Origin of the sequence: Qipengyuania pacifica (genome assembly GCF_019857205.1) — a bacterium.
GTDB lineage: Bacteria > Pseudomonadota > Alphaproteobacteria > Sphingomonadales > Sphingomonadaceae > Qipengyuania > Qipengyuania pacifica.
In genome coordinates, this window is record NZ_JAHWXO010000003.1 from 327023 (window position 1) to 343817 (window position 16795).

General features: G+C 63.6%; 18 protein-coding genes. 6 read left to right on the plus strand and 12 right to left on the minus strand.

The features are described from left to right. Positions 1 to 2 precede the first annotated feature (2 nt). Genes nusB through hisG form a run of 3 tightly spaced genes read right to left on the minus strand, consistent with a single transcriptional unit; the run spans position 3 to position 2397 of the window. Positions 3 to 455, minus strand: coding sequence for a transcription antitermination factor NusB (gene nusB / locus KYK83_RS06860; protein ID WP_103024864.1), 453 nt, complete (start codon positions 453 to 455; stop codon positions 3 to 5). After that, on the minus strand, positions 452 to 1741 hold the full coding sequence (hisD, locus tag KYK83_RS06865) for a histidinol dehydrogenase (protein WP_222827674.1): 1290 nt from the start codon (positions 1739 to 1741) through the stop codon (positions 452 to 454). Before hisD ends, nusB begins: the two co-directional genes overlap by 4 nt. Further along, a complete protein-coding gene (gene hisG / locus KYK83_RS06870; protein ID WP_196846545.1) occupies positions 1741 to 2397 on the minus strand; it encodes an ATP phosphoribosyltransferase in 657 nt (218 codons plus the stop codon). Before hisG ends, hisD begins: the two co-directional genes overlap by 1 nt. A 36-nt stretch (positions 2398 to 2433) precedes the next feature. Here hisG and KYK83_RS06875 point away from each other — a divergent pair, with 36 nt between their 5' ends. Continuing rightward, the gene (locus KYK83_RS06875; RefSeq protein ID WP_222827675.1) at positions 2434 to 3525 is read left to right on the plus strand and encodes a DUF2332 domain-containing protein; all 1092 of its coding nucleotides are present in this window, start codon (positions 2434 to 2436) and stop codon (positions 3523 to 3525) included. Between the two features lie 3 nt (positions 3526 to 3528). Here KYK83_RS06875 and KYK83_RS06880 read toward each other — a convergent pair whose 3' ends face one another. The 5 genes from KYK83_RS06880 to KYK83_RS06900 are packed head-to-tail and all read right to left on the minus strand — an operon-like array spanning position 3529 to position 7120. Then, the gene (locus KYK83_RS06880) at positions 3529 to 4431 is read right to left on the minus strand and encodes an alpha/beta fold hydrolase (protein WP_222827676.1); all 903 of its coding nucleotides are present in this window, start codon (positions 4429 to 4431) and stop codon (positions 3529 to 3531) included. Between the two features lie 2 nt (positions 4432 to 4433). Then, the gene (locus tag KYK83_RS06885) at positions 4434 to 5246 is read right to left on the minus strand and encodes an SDR family NAD(P)-dependent oxidoreductase (protein ID WP_222827743.1); all 813 of its coding nucleotides are present in this window, start codon (positions 5244 to 5246) and stop codon (positions 4434 to 4436) included. A gap of 10 nt (positions 5247 to 5256) precedes the next feature. Further along, positions 5257 to 6147: a pirin family protein gene (locus KYK83_RS06890; protein ID WP_222827677.1), complete on the minus strand. Its 891-nt coding sequence runs from the start codon at positions 6145 to 6147 to the stop codon at positions 5257 to 5259. Beyond that, positions 6144 to 6875, minus strand: coding sequence for a glutathione S-transferase (locus KYK83_RS06895; RefSeq protein WP_346729428.1), 732 nt, complete (start codon positions 6873 to 6875; stop codon positions 6144 to 6146). Before KYK83_RS06895 ends, KYK83_RS06890 begins: the two co-directional genes overlap by 4 nt. Then, positions 6872 to 7120: a BolA family protein gene (locus KYK83_RS06900; RefSeq protein WP_196848132.1), complete on the minus strand. Its 249-nt coding sequence runs from the start codon at positions 7118 to 7120 to the stop codon at positions 6872 to 6874. The genes KYK83_RS06895 and KYK83_RS06900 overlap by 4 nt, the downstream gene beginning before the upstream one ends. 84 nt (positions 7121 to 7204) lie before the next feature. On the opposite strand from KYK83_RS06900, the gene KYK83_RS06905 reads away from it, so the two are divergent. Further along, positions 7205 to 7798 carry a DnaJ domain-containing protein gene (locus tag KYK83_RS06905; protein ID WP_196846541.1) on the plus strand — a complete coding sequence of 198 codons (594 nt, stop codon included), beginning with the start codon at positions 7205 to 7207 and terminating at the stop codon, positions 7796 to 7798. A 12-nt stretch (positions 7799 to 7810) separates the two neighbouring features. Here KYK83_RS06905 and rsmA read toward each other — a convergent pair whose 3' ends face one another. From rsmA to KYK83_RS06925, 4 genes are all read right to left on the minus strand, one after another. Continuing rightward, a complete protein-coding gene (rsmA, locus tag KYK83_RS06910) occupies positions 7811 to 8635 on the minus strand; it encodes a 16S rRNA (adenine(1518)-N(6)/adenine(1519)-N(6))-dimethyltransferase RsmA (protein WP_222827678.1) in 825 nt (274 codons plus the stop codon). A gap of 74 nt (positions 8636 to 8709) precedes the next feature. Next, entirely contained in the window at positions 8710 to 9717 is a 1008-nt protein-coding gene (gene pdxA / locus KYK83_RS06915) for a 4-hydroxythreonine-4-phosphate dehydrogenase PdxA (RefSeq protein WP_222827679.1), read from the minus strand. Positions 9718 to 9725: 8 nt separating this feature from the next. After that, on the minus strand, positions 9726 to 11072 hold the full coding sequence (locus tag KYK83_RS06920) for a peptidylprolyl isomerase (protein WP_234003259.1): 1347 nt from the start codon (positions 11070 to 11072) through the stop codon (positions 9726 to 9728). A 129-nt stretch (positions 11073 to 11201) separates the two neighbouring features. Then, positions 11202 to 13589, minus strand: a complete 2388-nt coding sequence (locus KYK83_RS06925; protein WP_222827745.1) for an LPS-assembly protein LptD — start codon at positions 13587 to 13589, stop codon at positions 11202 to 11204. Positions 13590 to 13689: 100 nt separating this feature from the next. On the opposite strand from KYK83_RS06925, the gene KYK83_RS06930 reads away from it, so the two are divergent. From KYK83_RS06930 to ndk, 4 genes are all read left to right on the plus strand, one after another. Continuing rightward, entirely contained in the window at positions 13690 to 15150 is a 1461-nt protein-coding gene (locus KYK83_RS06930) for a leucyl aminopeptidase (RefSeq protein ID WP_222827680.1), read from the plus strand. A gap of 63 nt (positions 15151 to 15213) precedes the next feature. Beyond that, entirely contained in the window at positions 15214 to 15663 is a 450-nt protein-coding gene (locus tag KYK83_RS06935) for a DNA polymerase III subunit chi (RefSeq protein ID WP_221597729.1), read from the plus strand. Between the two features lie 31 nt (positions 15664 to 15694). Next, complete coding sequence (locus KYK83_RS06940) at positions 15695 to 16237, plus strand: hypothetical protein (RefSeq protein WP_222827681.1); 543 nt, start codon at positions 15695 to 15697, stop codon at positions 16235 to 16237. Between the two features lie 82 nt (positions 16238 to 16319). Beyond that, positions 16320 to 16742, plus strand: coding sequence for a nucleoside-diphosphate kinase (gene ndk / locus KYK83_RS06945; RefSeq protein WP_103024849.1), 423 nt, complete (start codon positions 16320 to 16322; stop codon positions 16740 to 16742). Positions 16743 to 16795 lie beyond the last annotated feature (53 nt).

Here is a 16795-nt window from a genome sequence, read left to right on the forward strand (position 1 = left end):
GTTCAGCGTCCGGCATCCTTGGCCACAGCATCCAGCACGCCGTTGACGAACTTCGCCTCGCGGTCGTCGAAGAAGGCTTTGGCGACATCGACATATTCACTGATCGCGCTGGCCTTGGGCACATCGGGCCGGGCGATCAGTTCGTAGGTTCCGGCACGCAAAATCTGCAGCATCGTCTTGTCGAGCCTTGCCAGCGTCCACCCTTCGGCCAGCCGCGCGGTCAATTTGCCGTCGATCTCTTCGCGCCGGGCCTCGACCCCGCCGACGATGTCGTCGAAGAAGTCGACATCGGCTTCCGCATATTCCTCGTCCTCGATGACGCGGCCAAGGCGGTGCTGGTGAAATTCGTCAAGCAGCTTGGCAAGGCGCGTGCCTTCCATCTGCTGCTGGTAGAGCGCCTGAACGGCGCCGAGGCGAGCGGCGCTGCGGGCCTGGGATCTGGAATTCTGGCTCATTTCAGTCTCGTCGAAATCGATAGGGCGTGCGCGGGGAGACCTTCTGCCTCCGCCAGTTTCACCGCGGCCGGGCCGATGGCCGCAAGGGCAGCTTCGGAGGCGTCGATAAAACTGGTGCGCTTCATGAAATCAAGCACCGACAATCCGCTTGCAAAGCGGGCGCGGCGCCCAGTGGGAAGGACGTGGTTGGGCCCGGCAATATAATCGCCCACTGCCTCGGGCGTGTGTCGGCCCAAAAACACGCTGCCTGCATGGCGCATGGCGTCGAACAGTGATTGCGGTTCGTCGACCATAAGTTCGACATGTTCGGCAGCGAGGCGATCGGACAGGGCAGGGGCTTCGTCGAGGCTATCGACCAGTACGATCAAGCCATGGGTGTCCCAGCTTGCCTTCGCGGTCTTCGCCGTTGGCAATTTCATCAGGGTGATGTCGACCGCATCCTCGACCTGACGGGCAAGGTTTTCGCTGTCGGTAATCAGGATCGATTGGCTCGTCGGGTCATGCTCCGCCTGACTCAACAGATCGGCGGCGATCCAGTCAGGGTTGTTGTTGCCATCCGCGATCACGAGAATTTCGCTCGGCCCTGCCACCATGTCGATGCCGACCACGCCATAAAGCTGGCGCTTGGCTTCCGCGACCCAGGCGTTGCCCGGTCCGGCGATAACATCGACCTTGCCGATCCGTTTCGTACCGTAGGCGAGTGCGGCCACGGCCTGTGCCCCGCCGACGCGCCAGATTTCGTCGACCCCGGCGATATGGGCAGCAGCCAGAACCAGCGGATTGACCTCGCCTTTCGGCGTGGGTGTGGTGACGACGAGACGCTCCACCCCGGCAACCCTTGCAGGGATCGCGTTCATCAGAAGGGAAGATGGATAGGCTGCGCGGCCCCCGGGAACATACAGCCCGGCGGCATCAACCGGCCGCCAACGCGCGCCCAGGCGCATGCCGATATCATCGGTGTAGTCGCGGTCAGAAGGTAGCTGGCCTTCGTGATAGGCGCGGATGCGCGATGCGGCCAGTTCGAGCGCATCGCGCAGATCGGCGTCGAGCGCTTCGTAGGCAGCGCTGCAGTCCTCCAGCGGGATTTGCCAGTCGCTATCCCGTGTCAGGTGATGCCCGTCGAAGCGGGTCGTGTATTCGACCAGCGCACCATCGCCGCGTTCGCGCACTTCGTTGATCATCGTTGCGACATCACGCCCGACCTGGGCGTCGCTTTCGCGCCTGTCTCGCACGACGCGATCGAATTTCCTGGGAAAATCGGCGTCGCTGGTGCGCAGAAACTGCATCAGGCGGCCTCGCGCCGGGCAGCGTCGGCGCGGAATTCCTCGACCAGCGCAGCGACGCGCGGATCGGTCTTCAAGGCGGCGCGGTTGACGATAAGCCGGGCGGAGATGTCCAGAATGCGGCTGGTTTCAACCAGGCCGTTTTCGCGCAGTGTGGTCCCGGTGGAAACGAGGTCGACGATCCGCCCTGCCAGCCCCAGTGCAGGTGCGATTTCCATCGCTCCATTCAGCTTGACGCATTCGGCCTGGATACCCTGCCGCTCGAAATGGCGGCGTGTCAGGTTTGGGTATTTGGTCGCGACACGCAGGTGGCTGGCCCCGTCGACACTGGCTGCGCCTTCCTTCGGCTCGGCAACCGACAGCCGGCAATGTCCGAAATCGAGATCGACCGGCGCATAAAGATCGGCATAATCGAACTCCTCGATCACGTCCGATCCGACGATGCCCATCTGCGCAGCGCCATGCGCGACGAAAGTCGCCACGTCGAATGCGCGCACGCGGATCAGCCGCATATCGTCGCGCGTCGTCGCGAAGGTCAGCGAGCGGTTGGCCTTGTCGTGAAAGGCATCTTCGGGCACCACGCCGGCACGCGCCATGACAGGCAGGGCCTCGTCGAGGATCCGCCCCTTGGGAACGGCGAAGGTCAGGCTGTCGTTCATGGGCTGCGCAAATAGGCAGCAGGAGGCCAAAGGGCAATGACGATCGACAAAGCGGAATATGTCGTGAGCGATCCCAAAGCTACGGGCCCGGATGCGGTTGCGCGGGCGTTCGAAAACCAAGTTGCATATTGCCGGTCCAGCAACGCTGCCATCACGGCTACGGTATGTCAGGCCTTGCGTGACTTGATCGACACCGAACGCGGCGGTGCGGTAATGCGCAGAGTGCGGCGATGGGCGGGTCCGGCGCTGGCCGATGCCCTGCCACTGAGATTGGCTGGGGGGTTGCACGCGCTTCATCTGAGCGGCGAGGAACCGCGTCTTGCGCCGATATACGAAGGGCTGGGGCCGAATAATGCGGCAGAATTGATCGCCGATGCCATAGAGCGGCACGAACCATATTTGATGCCGTGGCTCGATGGGCCCCCGCAGACCAATGAGGCGGGCCGGTCTGCCGGATATGCGGCGGCATTTCTATGGTTGGTCGATCAAGGGCTTCCGGGCGAGTTCGACCTACTTGAAATTGGGTCGAGCGCGGGCATAAATCTGATGATGCGCCGTTATCGCTACGATCTGTGCGGAGTGGCGGTAGGACCGAAGTCTTCGCGCATTCACCTGACGCCGGAGTGGCGCGGCGACCCTCCGCCGGATCGGGATTTCGATATCATCGCCGCCGAAGGTTGCGATGTTGCACCGGTCGATCTGACCGATGAGAAGCAGGCGCTGCGCCTCAAGGCGTTCATCTGGCCCGAATTCACCGAACGGTTCGCCCGGATGGACGCTGCAATCGCGGCGGCTAATACCTTCCCGCCCGAGGTGGCACGAATGCGCGCAGCGGATTTCCTGCGCGATCGCCTTGCCCGGCCCCAGCAGGAGGGTACGACCCGCGTCCTGATGCATTCGGTGGTCTGGCAGTATATCCCGCAAGAAGAGCGGGAAGGGATCGTGGAGATGATGGAACAGTCCGGCCAAGAGGCGAGTAAGGACAAGCCACTTGCCTGGATCAGCCTGGAAGCCAATCGCGATACGCACCGCCATGAACTGACCGTGCGATATTGGCCCGGCGGGCAGGCGTGGCAGAAGCTCGCCACGGCCCACCCCCATGGATCGTGGATTGAGTGGGAGGGCTGACCACTAAGCCGTACGCTCGAGAAACGTCTCCATCGCCTCGTTGACGGCGAGCGGCGCTTCCCAAGGTACGAAGTGGCCGCAGTTGGGCACCTCGACCAGCGTGAAATCTTCAATGCACTCGCGCATACCTGCCGTATTTTCGGGCGGCAGGGCCAGATCGTCCTGCGCCCAGATCACCAGGGCCGGCAGGCGCAGCTTGGGCAGGGCGGGGGCGGTCCAGCCTTCGGGCAATCCGAACGGCGCATCCATCGGGGGCACGTCGATCGGGCTGGCGCGATACCAGTTGAGCATGGCGAAGGCGGCATCACGGTCCTGCCAGTCTTCCAGCAGCATGGCACGTTCTTCCGGCTCCATCCGGTCGGGCGCATCCCATTTGATCTCCTGCATCAGGATCCCGCCAAGCCCGTGTTCGCGCACCAGCGCGTCGTTCTCGGGATCGCGAAATCCACGCATGTACTGGCTGGCTTCGCGCTGAACCTTGCTGGTGTAGAGCAGCTTCTGGAAGACCTGCGGATGCGGTGCATTGGCGATTACCGCGCGGGTCACGCGGCCCGTATCCTGGCCGGCCAGTGCTACACCCCATGCGATCGCGCCGCCCCAGTCATGCCCGACGATGGTGAAGTCCTCAACGCCCAGCGCAGCGGCCAGCAGGAAGATGTCGCCTACCAGCTTGTCGGGCGTGTAGTCAGCCACCGCGGGCGGCTTTGACGATCCGCGATAGCCGCGCTGGTCCGGCGCGATGCAGCGGAAGCGGTCGGAAAAATGCGCGATCTGATGGCGCCAGGTGCGGTGGCTCTCGGGAAAGCCGTGCAGGAAGATCAGCACCGGTGCGTCGCGAGGCCCTTCATCGACCACATCGAGTTCGATCCCATTGCCCAGCGCAATCCGCTTCTGTTCCAGCACCATGGTCACTCCTCCGCTTTCATTTTCTCCATGTAACCGGCGGCAACCATGCCCGCGACCTGATCGAGCAACTGGTCGGGCGTGCGGCGCAATTCGCCCATCGCTTCTTCCATGCCTTCCGCCACGATGATTTCTCGCTGGTTCGCCTCGACCGCGCTGACGATGCGACTGGCCGCTTCGGCCGGATCGATGCCGTTATCGATCACCTTGTCGCTGCGCCCGCGCTTGCTGCCATCCGCGGTCAGCGCATTGCGGCTCACGTCGGTGGCGACGGAACCCGGGCAGACCACGTGGACCGAGATGCCCGATTGCGACAGTTCGGCGCGCAGCGCATCGGCATAGCCGACCAGCCCGAACTTTGCCGCGCAATAGGCGGTACGCATGGGCACGCCGACCTTGCCCGCAATGGAACTGATGAACAGCAGGTGCCCGCTGCCACGCGCAGTAACATGCGGCAGCAGCGCCTGTGTCGCCGCAATCTGCGCGGTCAGGTCGATATCGATGATCTCGCGATAGACGCTCATGTCCGTGTCGACGGCTGCACTGCGCTGCGACACGCCGGCATTGGCCACGAAAATGTCCACGCCCTTCCAGGCGATTGCCTGCTCGGTCGCGGCCTGCATCGCCGTATCGTCGCGCACGTCGAAAGGCAGGACCAGGGATTCGTTCGGCAGCGTGCCTGCGACATCGGCCAGTCTCGCTTCGTCCCGGCCCGACAGGATGATATTGGCGCCCCGGCTTGCCCATTCACTTGCCAGCGCTGCACCGATGCCGCTGCTGGCGCCCGTAATCCAGGCGGTCTTGCCTTCGAAGCTCATCATATCCCCCTTATGGATAGGTCACCGTCTTGGGCGCGCCGTCAGGCAAGGGAATGAATTCCCCGTCTTCGCCCGGCACCGTGCCGAAACGCCCTTCGCGCCAGTCGTCCTTGGCCTGGTTGATGCGTTCGCGGCTTGAACTGACGAAGTTCCACCAGGCGTGGCGCTTGGTGGTGAACGCCTCGCCGCCCATCAGCATGACGCGCGCGCCGCTCCTGCTCTCCAGAGTCATTTCGCGGCCCGGCTGCAACACGGCAAGCTGGTATAACGTCAGCGCGTGCCCATCGACCGACGCCTCGCCGCCCACCAGCATCACCGCGCGTTCGTCGGCATCTTCCTCCAGCGGGATCATGCCGCCCGGCTCCAGCATGATTTCGGCGTAGATCGTGTCGGCATGCGTCGTGGTCGGCGCACGTTCGCCCCACAATTCTCCCATGATGACGATGGCCTTGGCATGTCCGTCCTCGATTACCGGCAGATCGGTCACCGCTTCGAAAGCCGGATCGATTTCCTCGCGCCCGTCCGGCAGGGCGAGCCATGTCTGCATGCCATAAAGCCTGGGGCCGGCCTTGCGCTCCGCTTCGGGAGAACGTTCGGAATGAACGATGCCCTTGCCGGCCGTCATCAGATTGACCTGACCCGGGCGGATCGTGGCAAAGCTGCCGATGCTGTCACGGTGGTCAATGGCGCCTTCAAACAGCCAGGTCACCGTGGCGAGATTGATATGCGGGTGGGGCCGGACATCCATTCCCGAACCCAGATCGAGCTGCGCCGGGCCGAACTGGTCGACGAAGATGAACGGACCCACCATGCTGCGGGATTTGGCCGGCAAGACCCGTCGAACTTCGAACTGGCCCAGATCGTGAGTGGTCGGGGTTAGGGTCTGCTCGAAATTGCTCATGCCGGGTCGAGGTCCTCGTAATGACGGAAGATACCGTCTTCGTTGAAAGCGATACGCCGATCGCTTGCCAGATAAGCTGCAATCCCTTCGATAGTCGAGACTGCATTGCTGCAGGCTATCAGACAGGGGTAGTCGCTCTCCACCGCAGCCATCCGATTGGGGAACGCATAACGCAGCCCTGCGACCAGCTGAAATAACGATGTGTCGACATGCGACCACTTCGTGCCGGCAACGAACGGACCGTCGCAAATGCCGAGGGCGGTCTCGAAATGATCGAAGAATTTGGGAATGCGCTCCTCACGAAATGCCTCGGCAGCCTTGATCGCCGCATCCTTCTGATCGTCGAAATACAGGCCGCCTGCAATCGGATGGTGCACATTGTGCACCTCGGCCACCATGTCGGAAATGGTCAGCTGCAGCTGGATCAGATGAAGGTCCTTCGCCCCGTCGCCAGTGCCCAGATGGTGGCGATCGGTCAGCCAGGTGACGATATGGGCGACCTGCGCGATCGCAAACCCGCTCTCCCGTTCGACCAGATAGGGCGGCGCATAAGGTGCAAATTCATCTGACTTGCTGCGTCGTTCCATATCGTCGACCAGAGCTTCGACGCCATCGTTTCGTGCGCGGTCGCGATAGGTAATACCCGCCGCTTCCATCAACAGGCGAACGAATTCTCCGCGGCCCTGGATAGAGGGCCAGTACCACAGATCGTATTCGGGCCCGCTCACGTTACCGGGGCCGACGCCTGAATGGCGAGGGCATGGACACGTTCACCGGGAATGTCGCCCAGCGCGCGGTTGACCATGCGCTGGCGTTCGAGGCGGGACTTGTCGGCGAAGGCGGGCGCTTCGATGACCACGGTAAAATGCGATTCGCCGCTACCATCGTCTCCGGCATGGCCGGAATGCTTTGCGCTGTCGTTGATTACCTCAAGCCGCGTGGGGCTGAAGGCTTCTTTCAGAAGGTCTTCCATTTCCTGCTGGACTGATCCTGCCACGGGTTCGAATCTCCTTTTCGGGGGTTTCCTTAGCGCACTTCGCTCCCCATCCTAGAACGAATGCGCCAGACAAAGTTTCACGGACGATACGAAGACACCGGGCGGGTATGCGCCCATCCATCCTGCGAAGAACCGGGCGAATTCCGCGCTCCGGGCGGCGGAGGGCATGGTTTCGACGGACCGGGTGAATGGCGCTGGCTGTGCCTTGAGCATGTGCGCGAGTTCAATGCGGGCTACGATTGGTTCGAAGGGATGAGCGCCGAGGAAATCTACAACGCGCAGGCCCCAGGGGCGGGCTGGCGGACCGAAAGTCCCAGTTTTCGTCCAACTGCGGGCGTCGATGGGATGCCGCGCTGGTCCGATTTCGACGATCCGCTGGAAGCCATCTCCGCGCGCGCTGCTGGCATCAAGAGCCGTGCCCGGCGCGAGGCGGAAATGGCGATGGACGGCCGCTTCAGTCGCGAAGAGGCAGAAGCGCTGGAAACGATGGGTCTGGGCCTGAACACGGATCGGCGGCGTCTGCGCCGTCGGTATTCGGAACTGGTGCGCCGCTATCACCCGGACCGCAATGGCGGGGATCGGCAATACGAAAGCCGGCTTGGCCGCGTGGTGGAAGCGTACCAACTGCTGCGCAAGTCGCGCGCTATCGCATAGGTTGCAGGTCTCTCAGCGCCCCAGCGACCGGGCGAGTTCCACGAATTCCGCAACCGTTACCGTCTCTGCTCTGCGCTGCGGATCGATGCCCAGTTTTTCCAGCGCCTCGACCGCGCCCGGTACGCCTTTCAAACTCTGACGCAGCATTTTGCGGCGCTGGCCGAACGCGGCTTCGGTCAGGCGCTCCAGCATGCGCGCGCTTACCTCTTCGGGCATGGTGCCGGGTTCGACATGCACGATCGCGCTCATCACCTTCGGCGGCGGGGTAAAGGCGCTGCGATGAACCTTCATCGCCAGCTTCGCCGTACTGCGCCACTGGGCCAGCACGGCAAGGCGGCCGTAGGCAGAACCGCCTGGCTGGGCCACAATCCGCTGGGCGACCTCCTGCTGGAACATCAGTGTGAGGCTGGTCCACAGCGGTGGCCATTGCTCCCCGCCCAGCCAGCGTACGAACAGCGCGGTGCCCACATTGTAAGGCAGGTTCGACAGGACGGCGAAAGGCTCGCCTCCCATCAACTCCGCATGATCCAGCTTCAGCGCATCGCCTTCGATCACACGCAGCTGTCCCGGAAACGCCTCGCCCAGTTCGGCAAGCGCGGGCAGGCAACGACGATCCATCTCGATCGCCGTGACGCGCGCGCCGGCACGCAGCAAGGCGCGGGTCAGCCCTCCGGGGCCCGGCCCGACTTCCAGCACCTGCTTGCCTGAAAGATCGCCGGGAACGGCTGCGATCCGGTCGAGCAGATGCTCGTCGAAGAGGAAATTCTGCCCCAAGGCCTTGGACGCAGAAAGTCCGTGGCGGGCGATCACCTCGCGAAGGGGGGGGAGAGCGGTCATGCGCTAAATCCGCTCTGCTGAGCTCGTGGAAGCATAGTCGCGACGCTTGCCCCATCCCGCCGCCTTCGACAAGCTCAGCCTGCGAGCGCGTGCTTTCTGCGGGCAGCGATTTCACCGGCCATCTTCAGGGCCGCGATCATCGCGCCCGGCTCGGCCAGGCCGCGACCGGCAATATCGAAAGCGGTGCCATGGTCGGGACTGGTGCGCACGATCGGCAGGCCGAGCGTGACATTGACCCCCTCGTCGAAATCCAGCGCCTTCAGCGGCACCAGGGCCTGATCGTGGTACATGGCCAGCGCCGCGTCATACGTCTGGCGCGCACGGGGCGTGAACAACGCATCCGCCGGATGGGGCCCGGTGACGGCAATACCTTCCGCCACCAGCGTTTCGATGGCCGGTGCGATTATGCGTGCTTCTTCGTCCCCGAAGCGGCCGTTTTCGCCCGCATGGGGATTGAGGCCGCACACGGCGATCCGAGGTTCTGCAATCCCGAAATCATGGGCCAGTGCCGCAGCCACGATCCGGGCGCGGCGCGTGATGAGTTCCTGCGATAGCCGCCCGGGCACATCCGCCAGCGCGCAATGAACGGTCAGCGGAACTGCGCGAAGGCTCGGACCGGCCAGCATCATCACGGCTTCATCCGGAGCCAGTCCGCAGACTTCTGCCAGAAATTCGGTCTGTCCGGGATATTCGAAACCGACCTTGGCCAGTTGCGCCTTGCCGATGGGAGCTGTCACCAGACCGGCGGACGCACCCAGCAGGCAATATCGCGTCGCTTCGGCGAGCGAATGCAGCGCCAGCGCGGCGCCCGGCTCGTCGGGTTTTCCCGGCGTGGCAGCCACATCTTCGGTACCAAGAACGGGTATCGCCCGGTCGAAGACAAGGGCCGTCTTCGCAGGATCCGAAATGACTTCGATTTCGACAGCGAGGCCACGCCTTCGGGCTGCCTCGGCCAGTACGCTTGCACCCCCGACCACGAAAAAGGGCGCGATGCCAGATTCCTGACGCCGCGCCCAGCTTTCCGCTATGATCTCAGGCCCGATCCCCGCCGGATCGCCAAGGGAAACGGCGAGGGGAGCCATGATCGGTGTCAGTTATACTCGATGTAGGCGTCGTTGCGAAGGTCGCGCAGATAACGCTGGGCACGCTTTTCGATGCGGTCTTCTTCGAGCTGGCCCATGATCTGGTTGAAGTCCGGACCGGCAGCCGATTTCGGATCGTCCCGACCGCACAGCATGAGTACGCGGACGCCTTCTTCGAACGAGCCGAAGGGCGGGGTGGACTGGCCGACCTGCAGTTGCAGGATGATGTTCTGCAGCTGCTCCGGCAGGGCACGGACGCGGATCTGATCATTGGTCACGACATTCGCGCCGAGTTCGGCGGCGACGTTTTCCGCGTCACCGCAGCCACGGATTTTCTGCACGCCTTCGGTGAAGCGGGCGACGCGCTGCTGGGCCGCGGCCTCGGTCGTACCCGGATCGAATCCGATCTGGATCTGCTTGAGGCTGAGAACGGCATCGCGCGGATCGGCCATCAGCACCTGGCGCCGGTCGATCAGGTAAAGGATCGAATAGCCGCCCGGAATGGCGATCGGCCCGACGAGCTGACCGGGGGTCATTTCGCTGGCTACCTGTTCGAGCTGCTCGTTCTTCAGCTGAGGCAGCTGGATCCAGCCGAGGTCGCCGCCGACCGCTGCGGTCGATGCTTCCGAAAACTGGCGGGCATAGGCGACGAAGCTGCCACCCTGACGCAGCTGTTCCACGATCTTGCGGGCATTGTCCTCAACCGCGGATGACGTTTCAGGCGTCGCCGACAGGTAGATTTCGCCAAGACGGTATTCTTCCGTCCCGCGCGAGGCTTCCATGCGTTCGATCATTTCGTTCACTTCGTCGGTCGAAATGTTGACGAACGGGGCCACGTTGCGGCGCAGCAGATTGTTCCACGCCAGCTCGCCCGTGATCTGGCGCTTCAGCGCGGCGGGCGAAGAGCCGATCGATGTGAGATAATCGTCCATCTTCCCCGGCTCCTGACCGAAGTTCTGGGCGGCAACGCGGGCATAGGTCTGGTCGACTTCTGCCTGCGAGACTTCGATTTCCTGCGAGAGGGCCGCCTGGATCTGCAGCGTTTCGTCGATCAGGTTGCGCAGCACCTGCATGCGCACGCGGATCATTTCCTGTTCGCTCACCGGGCGTTCGTTCGCGGCGAGGAGCAGCGCGACGCGCTGGTCGATGTCGGTCTGGGTGATCACGAAACCGTTCACCACTGCCGTCGCGACGCGCTTGTTCGGGTCGCTGTTCGTGAGCATGCTCAGGTCGCTCGGCAGACCGAGAAGGTCTCCTTGCGCCATCGCGTCCTGGGCCTGTCCCGCGATCGGCGCGGTAGCCAGCCCGGCAGCAGCGGCAGCGGAAAGCAGTCGGGAAATTATGTTTGCAGTCACGTGTCGAACCTATCTAACGGCAACGTCTGGATGCCAATATGCCGGTCGCCATGAAGGCATGCGGCTTAACGGAAGCTGATAATCGCTCGCCGGATAGCGTGTTTGGCGCAAGGTGCCAACAAGCGCCGCCTAGCGGAAGCCCAGATTTCTCAGACTGAAATAGAACTGGAAGGTATCGCCGCGTTCCGCATCGCCCGAACTGATGTAGTCGCGGCGCCACGTCACCCCGATTTCGAGGCAGTCGTCCTGATAGGCGACGCCGAGCCGGGTGCGGATCGGATCGAACCCGTCGGAATCGAAGGTCGGGTCCTCCTCGCGGTCGGTCAGATTGAACACGCCCGATCCGAAGATCGACCAGTAATTGGCAAAGGCCACGCGCACCGCGCCGCGCAATTCCTCGCGATCCTGAAGATCCTCGACCTGCGTGATGTCGCGGTTGAGGCGGACATAGCCCAGTTCCGCATAGGTCTTGCTCGACCCGACCGCCGCGTCGATTTCGTTGCGGCGGATGGCGAAGCTGTCCTTGTCCAGCCGGAAACGGTGCGTAAACTTGACGAAATTCTGGTACCGCACTTCCGTCCGGCCGACGAAATCGGAGAATTTTTCCGACAGGCCCGTACCGTCGGGGAATATCTCCCGGTCGTTATCGAGCCGGTAGGACTGGCCGATCGTGCTCTTCACTTCCCAGTCGGGCACCCGCAGCGACCAGTCGACGCCGTATGTCACACGCGCCCCGTCCTCCACCCGGTCGTATCCCGGGAAGCGGTTGAGCGCGAAGAGATTGGAATCTTCCAGATCGATCGCCCGCGCATCTTCGTTGGGGATCGCGAGGTTCCTGATCGGCGGCGTCGCCACGAACTGGACCCGCGGGGTGAAGACCTGCGTTCCGCCGAACGCTTCGCCCACGAAGGGCCACTGCACATCCACCGCGCCCAGCGCCACACCGCGATATTCCCAGCCGGGATTGCCGCGATAGCTCGGCGTCTGGGTGAGGAAGTTCTCGTCCGAATGATAGACGTCGCCGCGCACCATGCCGGTCAGCGTCACGACCTGGCCCATGCCGGTCACGCGGCGCAGGTCCCATTGCGCGCGGGCGAAGGCGCGCTGGGTGTCCTGCCCGATGTCGCGCGTGATGGCGAGCGTGTTGGCCTGCAGTTCGAGCTGCCCGCCCATGATCGAGGTTTCGGGCCGCCAGCGGGCGTCGAACACCGGCAGCGCGATAGGCACTTCGCCTTGGGGCTGATCCAGGCGCAGCGTCTGCGTGGCCCAGCCGGCGAGCGAGATGTAGCTGTGTTTCCCGATCCGCTCCAGCTCGACCATCGACCGCAGCCGGTCGTCGCGGCTGATATCGTACCGGCGCAGGAAGGTGCGGTCGGTCGCGCGGCGGATCGATCCGGTCAGGCTCCAGTTCGGGCTCAGCTGGAACTTGCCGTTGGCGAAAAGATAGCCGCGGAATTCCTCTTCGCCGACCAGGTCGCCGGTGCGCGTCGATATGCGCTGGCTGTGCGTGGCATAACCGGTGACCTGGTAGGCGCCCCGGTCGGTCAGGTGCCGCCATTGCCCGGCCAGCATCGGCGCGGCCTGGGTATAGAGGTGGGTGGTCAGCGTCAGGTCGCGATTCTCCGCGAACCGGATGTAATAGCTGCCCGATACTTCCACGCCATTGCTCTGCGACACGCGCAGGTCGGGCACGAGGAAGCCGGAAACCGGCCCGCCATCGGTCCGCAGCGCCAGGCCGGGCAAAGGCAGGATGCGCGCCCCGAACAGTTCCAGATAGGCACCTGTAAAACGGATACGCTGTTCGTCGGGGTTGTAGACCACCCGTTCTGCGGTGATCCGCCAGCTCGGCTCCTTGGGGCAACCCTTGGGCGTCACCACGTCGCACCCGCTGTAGGCGGCATCTTCCAGCGCGACCGTGCCGTCGTTTTCGCGCACGCCGCGATTGGCGGCCAGCCGGCCGCCCTGGCGCAGCGCCAGCAGCAGATTGTCCATCGCTCCGGCTTCGAACTCGTCGGTCAGCTCGACGCGTTCGGAAAACAGCTGATTGCCGTTCTCGTCCACGAAGCGGACGCGTCCATTGGCGACGATCTCGCCCGTATCCTCGTTCCAGGTGACCGAATCGGCGCGCAGCGAACGGTCGCCGCTGCGCAGCACGACATTGCCGCTGGCCGTAACGACGTCGCTTTCCGAACTGTATTCGAGAATGTCCGCCTCGAACCCGATCTCGCGTTCGCCGGCGGCATTGATTCCATCCGCACCGGTGGGGGGCGGGGGTGTGTCGAGGCCGGCATTGGGTTCGGGTATCGTCAGCAGCTCGTCGACATTTTCCGCTGTATCGACAGTGGGCTGCTCGCTGCCCGGCTCGCCCTGCGGGTCTTCGACCGTGCCGACATCGTCCGCCGCGGCCTGGGCTGCAAGCGGTGCCGATGCGCACAGGATCAGCGCTGTCGCCGCCAGTGTCACTGGACGAATGGCCACCCGGCTGGCTCGTTTGGCTGACTCGGCAGGCGGGAGCATCACTTGCCTATCGCACCGGCCACGCCTAATCGCAATCGCCATCCTTGCAGGCCGGCTGCCAATTGCGCCAGCCCCACCAGAAATTGTTTTGGGAGATCCCATGGAAGTTCAGTTCACCCAGTCCCGTCCGCAGAGCGCGCGCCTTGTTGCCCAAGTCACCGACAAGGGCAAGGTTCCTGTCGGTCTCGACAAGGCGATGACCGAAGGCATGGAAGCTGCGCGGTTCAAGGGCAATACCGGGCAGGTCTTTGACGGGTTCGTCGATCGCGACGGTCAGGTTTTCCGCCTGGCGATCGCCGGTGCGGGCGACGCCAAGGATGATGCGCGGCTTGCCAATCTCGAAAAGGCCGGCGCCGCGCTGACAGCCAAATACCAGTCGATCGGCAACGATGAACTCGTGCTCGACCTGTCGGACAGCAATCTTTCCGGCGAAGAAGCCGCCAGCGTCCTGTTCGGCCTGCGCCTGCGCAACTGGCGTTACGATATCTACCGCACCAAGATGAAGGACGACCAGAAGGTCACGCTGGCCAAGGTCACCGTGGTCGGCGCGCCCGAGGGGACGCAAGCCGCGTGGGAAGACATGGCTCATGTCGCTACCGGCGTTGAATTCACGCGCGAACTCATCACCGAACCGGCAAACATCCTCTATCCGGAAACCTTCGTCGAACGTTGCCAGCAGCGCTTCGAAGGCACTGGCGCGGAACTGATCGTTCTCGACGAAGCGCAGATGGAAAAGCTCGGCATGGGCTCGCTGCTCGGCGTCGGTCTCGGTTCGGATCGGGAATCGCGCATTCTCGCCATTCGCTGGAATGGCGGCGCAGGCGATGAAGCCCCCACCGCGCTCGTCGGCAAGGGCGTCACCTTCGATTCGGGCGGCATCTCGATCAAGCCCGGTCCGGGTATGGAAGACATGAAATGGGACATGGGCGGCGCCGGTGCGGTCGCCGGGGCGATGCTCGCTCTCGTCGGTCGCAAGGCCAAGGCCAATGTCGTGGGCGTTGTCGGCCTCGTCGAGAATATGCCCGACGGCAAGGCCCAGCGCCCCGGTGACGTCGTCACCTCGATGAGCGGCCAGACCATCGAAGTCCTCAATACCGATGCCGAAGGCCGTCTGGTGCTCGCAGATGCGCTGCACTGGACGCAGGAAGAATTCCAGCCTGCGCGCATCATCGATTTCGCCACCCTGACAGGCGCCATGATCATCGCGCTGGGCAATGAATTTGCCGGTGTGTTCTCGAATGACGACAAGCTGGCGAAAGACCTGCACGATGCCGGTGAAATCACCGGCGATCGCAACTGGCGCATGCCGATCGACCGCGCTTACGACAAGCTGATCAATTCCCCGATTGCCGACATGAAGAACATCGGTGGCCGGGCAGCCGGATCGATCACGGCGGCGCAGTTCCTCCAGCGCTTCATCTCCGACGATACGCCTTGGGCGCATGTCGATGTTGCGGGCATGGTGTGGTCCGACAAGCCGGGCCGGACCTGGAACAAGGGCGCGACCGGCTATGGTGTGCGTCTCGTCGACCGCTTCGTGCGCGACACGCTGGAGAAATAGGACAGCCCAATCCTCGATCGGCGGCTGCACATTGCGCCGGCCGATCGAACCGACAGGACCCCGATGAGCCAGACCCGCGTCGATTTCTACCAGCTCAGCCGCGATCCGGTGGATGTGACCGTGGCGAAGCTTGCGCGCAAGGTGCTGCAGGCGGGCGAACGGCTGGTCGTCGTCAGTGAAGACGAAGACCAGCGCACCCGCTTGTCCAAGGTCCTGTGGGAGCAGGGGGGCGCGGCCTTTCTCGCCAATGGCATGGCCGACAGCCCGCATGCGGCGCGCCAGCCGATCCTGCTCTCGGCAAACTGCGATGCCCCCAATGAAGCGCGCATGGCGATGATCGTCGACGGGCGCTGGCGTGACGAAGCGCTGGCCTTCGACCGCGTGCTCTTGATGTTCGATGCCGCGCAGCGCGATGCGGCGGCGGATCTGTGGCGGCGCTTCGCGAAAGACGATGCGATCGACAACCGGATCAACAAGCAGGACGAAAACGGCGCCTGGCGCGAGGGGCGCTGACGGAACTCTTCGGCCAGTCGTGCATCGGTTGATGATGAACCGATTCCCGCAAGTCCCGAACGTCGCCGCAACAATCCTCGCAGTTTTGGCGCTGGGCGCCTGCAGCAGCGAGAAGGGCGATGATGCCGCGTCAGGAACCGGCGATGCCGCCCAGTCGGTCCAGCCGCGCGGGTCCTACGACATCGACCGCGAAACCGGGGAAACGCGCGCCCGTTTCACCGATAACGATGGCACCACCACCACCATGCGTTCCGGGGAAAAGGTCCCCGTTCGCCTGCCTTCCGGCTTCACCGTCTATCCGGACGCGACGATCACCAACAACACCCGGGTGGACCAGGCGGATGGCCTTCTCGTCCTCATCAATCTGGAAACGGACGCCCCGCTCGACGAGCTGGTGGGCTATTACCGCAACGAAGCGGATGCCGCCGGGATCGACGTCGCGACCTCGTTGCAGTCCGGACCGATGACGATGATCGGCGGCGAAAACGGGGATGGGACCAGCTTCTCGCTCACCGCTACGCGGGATCGGGATACCACCAGGGCGCAACTGTCCATCGGGCGCGGCCTCGAATGAATCTTGCCGGGTCGCGCGCGCGGCGCTAGGGGCGCGCGCGAGAACTCTCTCCCCATAAAATCCCTACGCAAGGAACAGTCCCATGGCGGTTACCCGCACCTTTTCGATCATCAAGCCCGACGCCACCCGTCGTAATCTGACCGGCGCCGTCACCAAGATGCTGGAAGAAGCCGGCCTGCGCGTCGTCGCTTCGAAGCGCATCCAGATGACCCGCGAACAGGCCGAAGGCTTCTACGCGGTCCACAAGGAACGCCCCTTCTTCGGTGAACTGGTCGACTTCATGATCTCGGGTCCGGTCGTCGTACAGGTTCTCGAAGGTGAAGACGCTGTAAAGCGCAACCGCGACGTGATGGGCGCCACCAATCCGGCAGATGCCGACGAAGGCACCATCCGCAAGGCCTTCGCCGAATCGATCGAAGCCAACTCGGTCCACGGTTCGGACAGCGATGAAAACGCCAAGATCGAAATCGAATTCTTCTTCAACGAAGACGAAATCGTCGGCTGATTTTTCCGCTGGATGATGACAGGCCTCGTCGCAGCGATGCGGCGGGGCCTTGT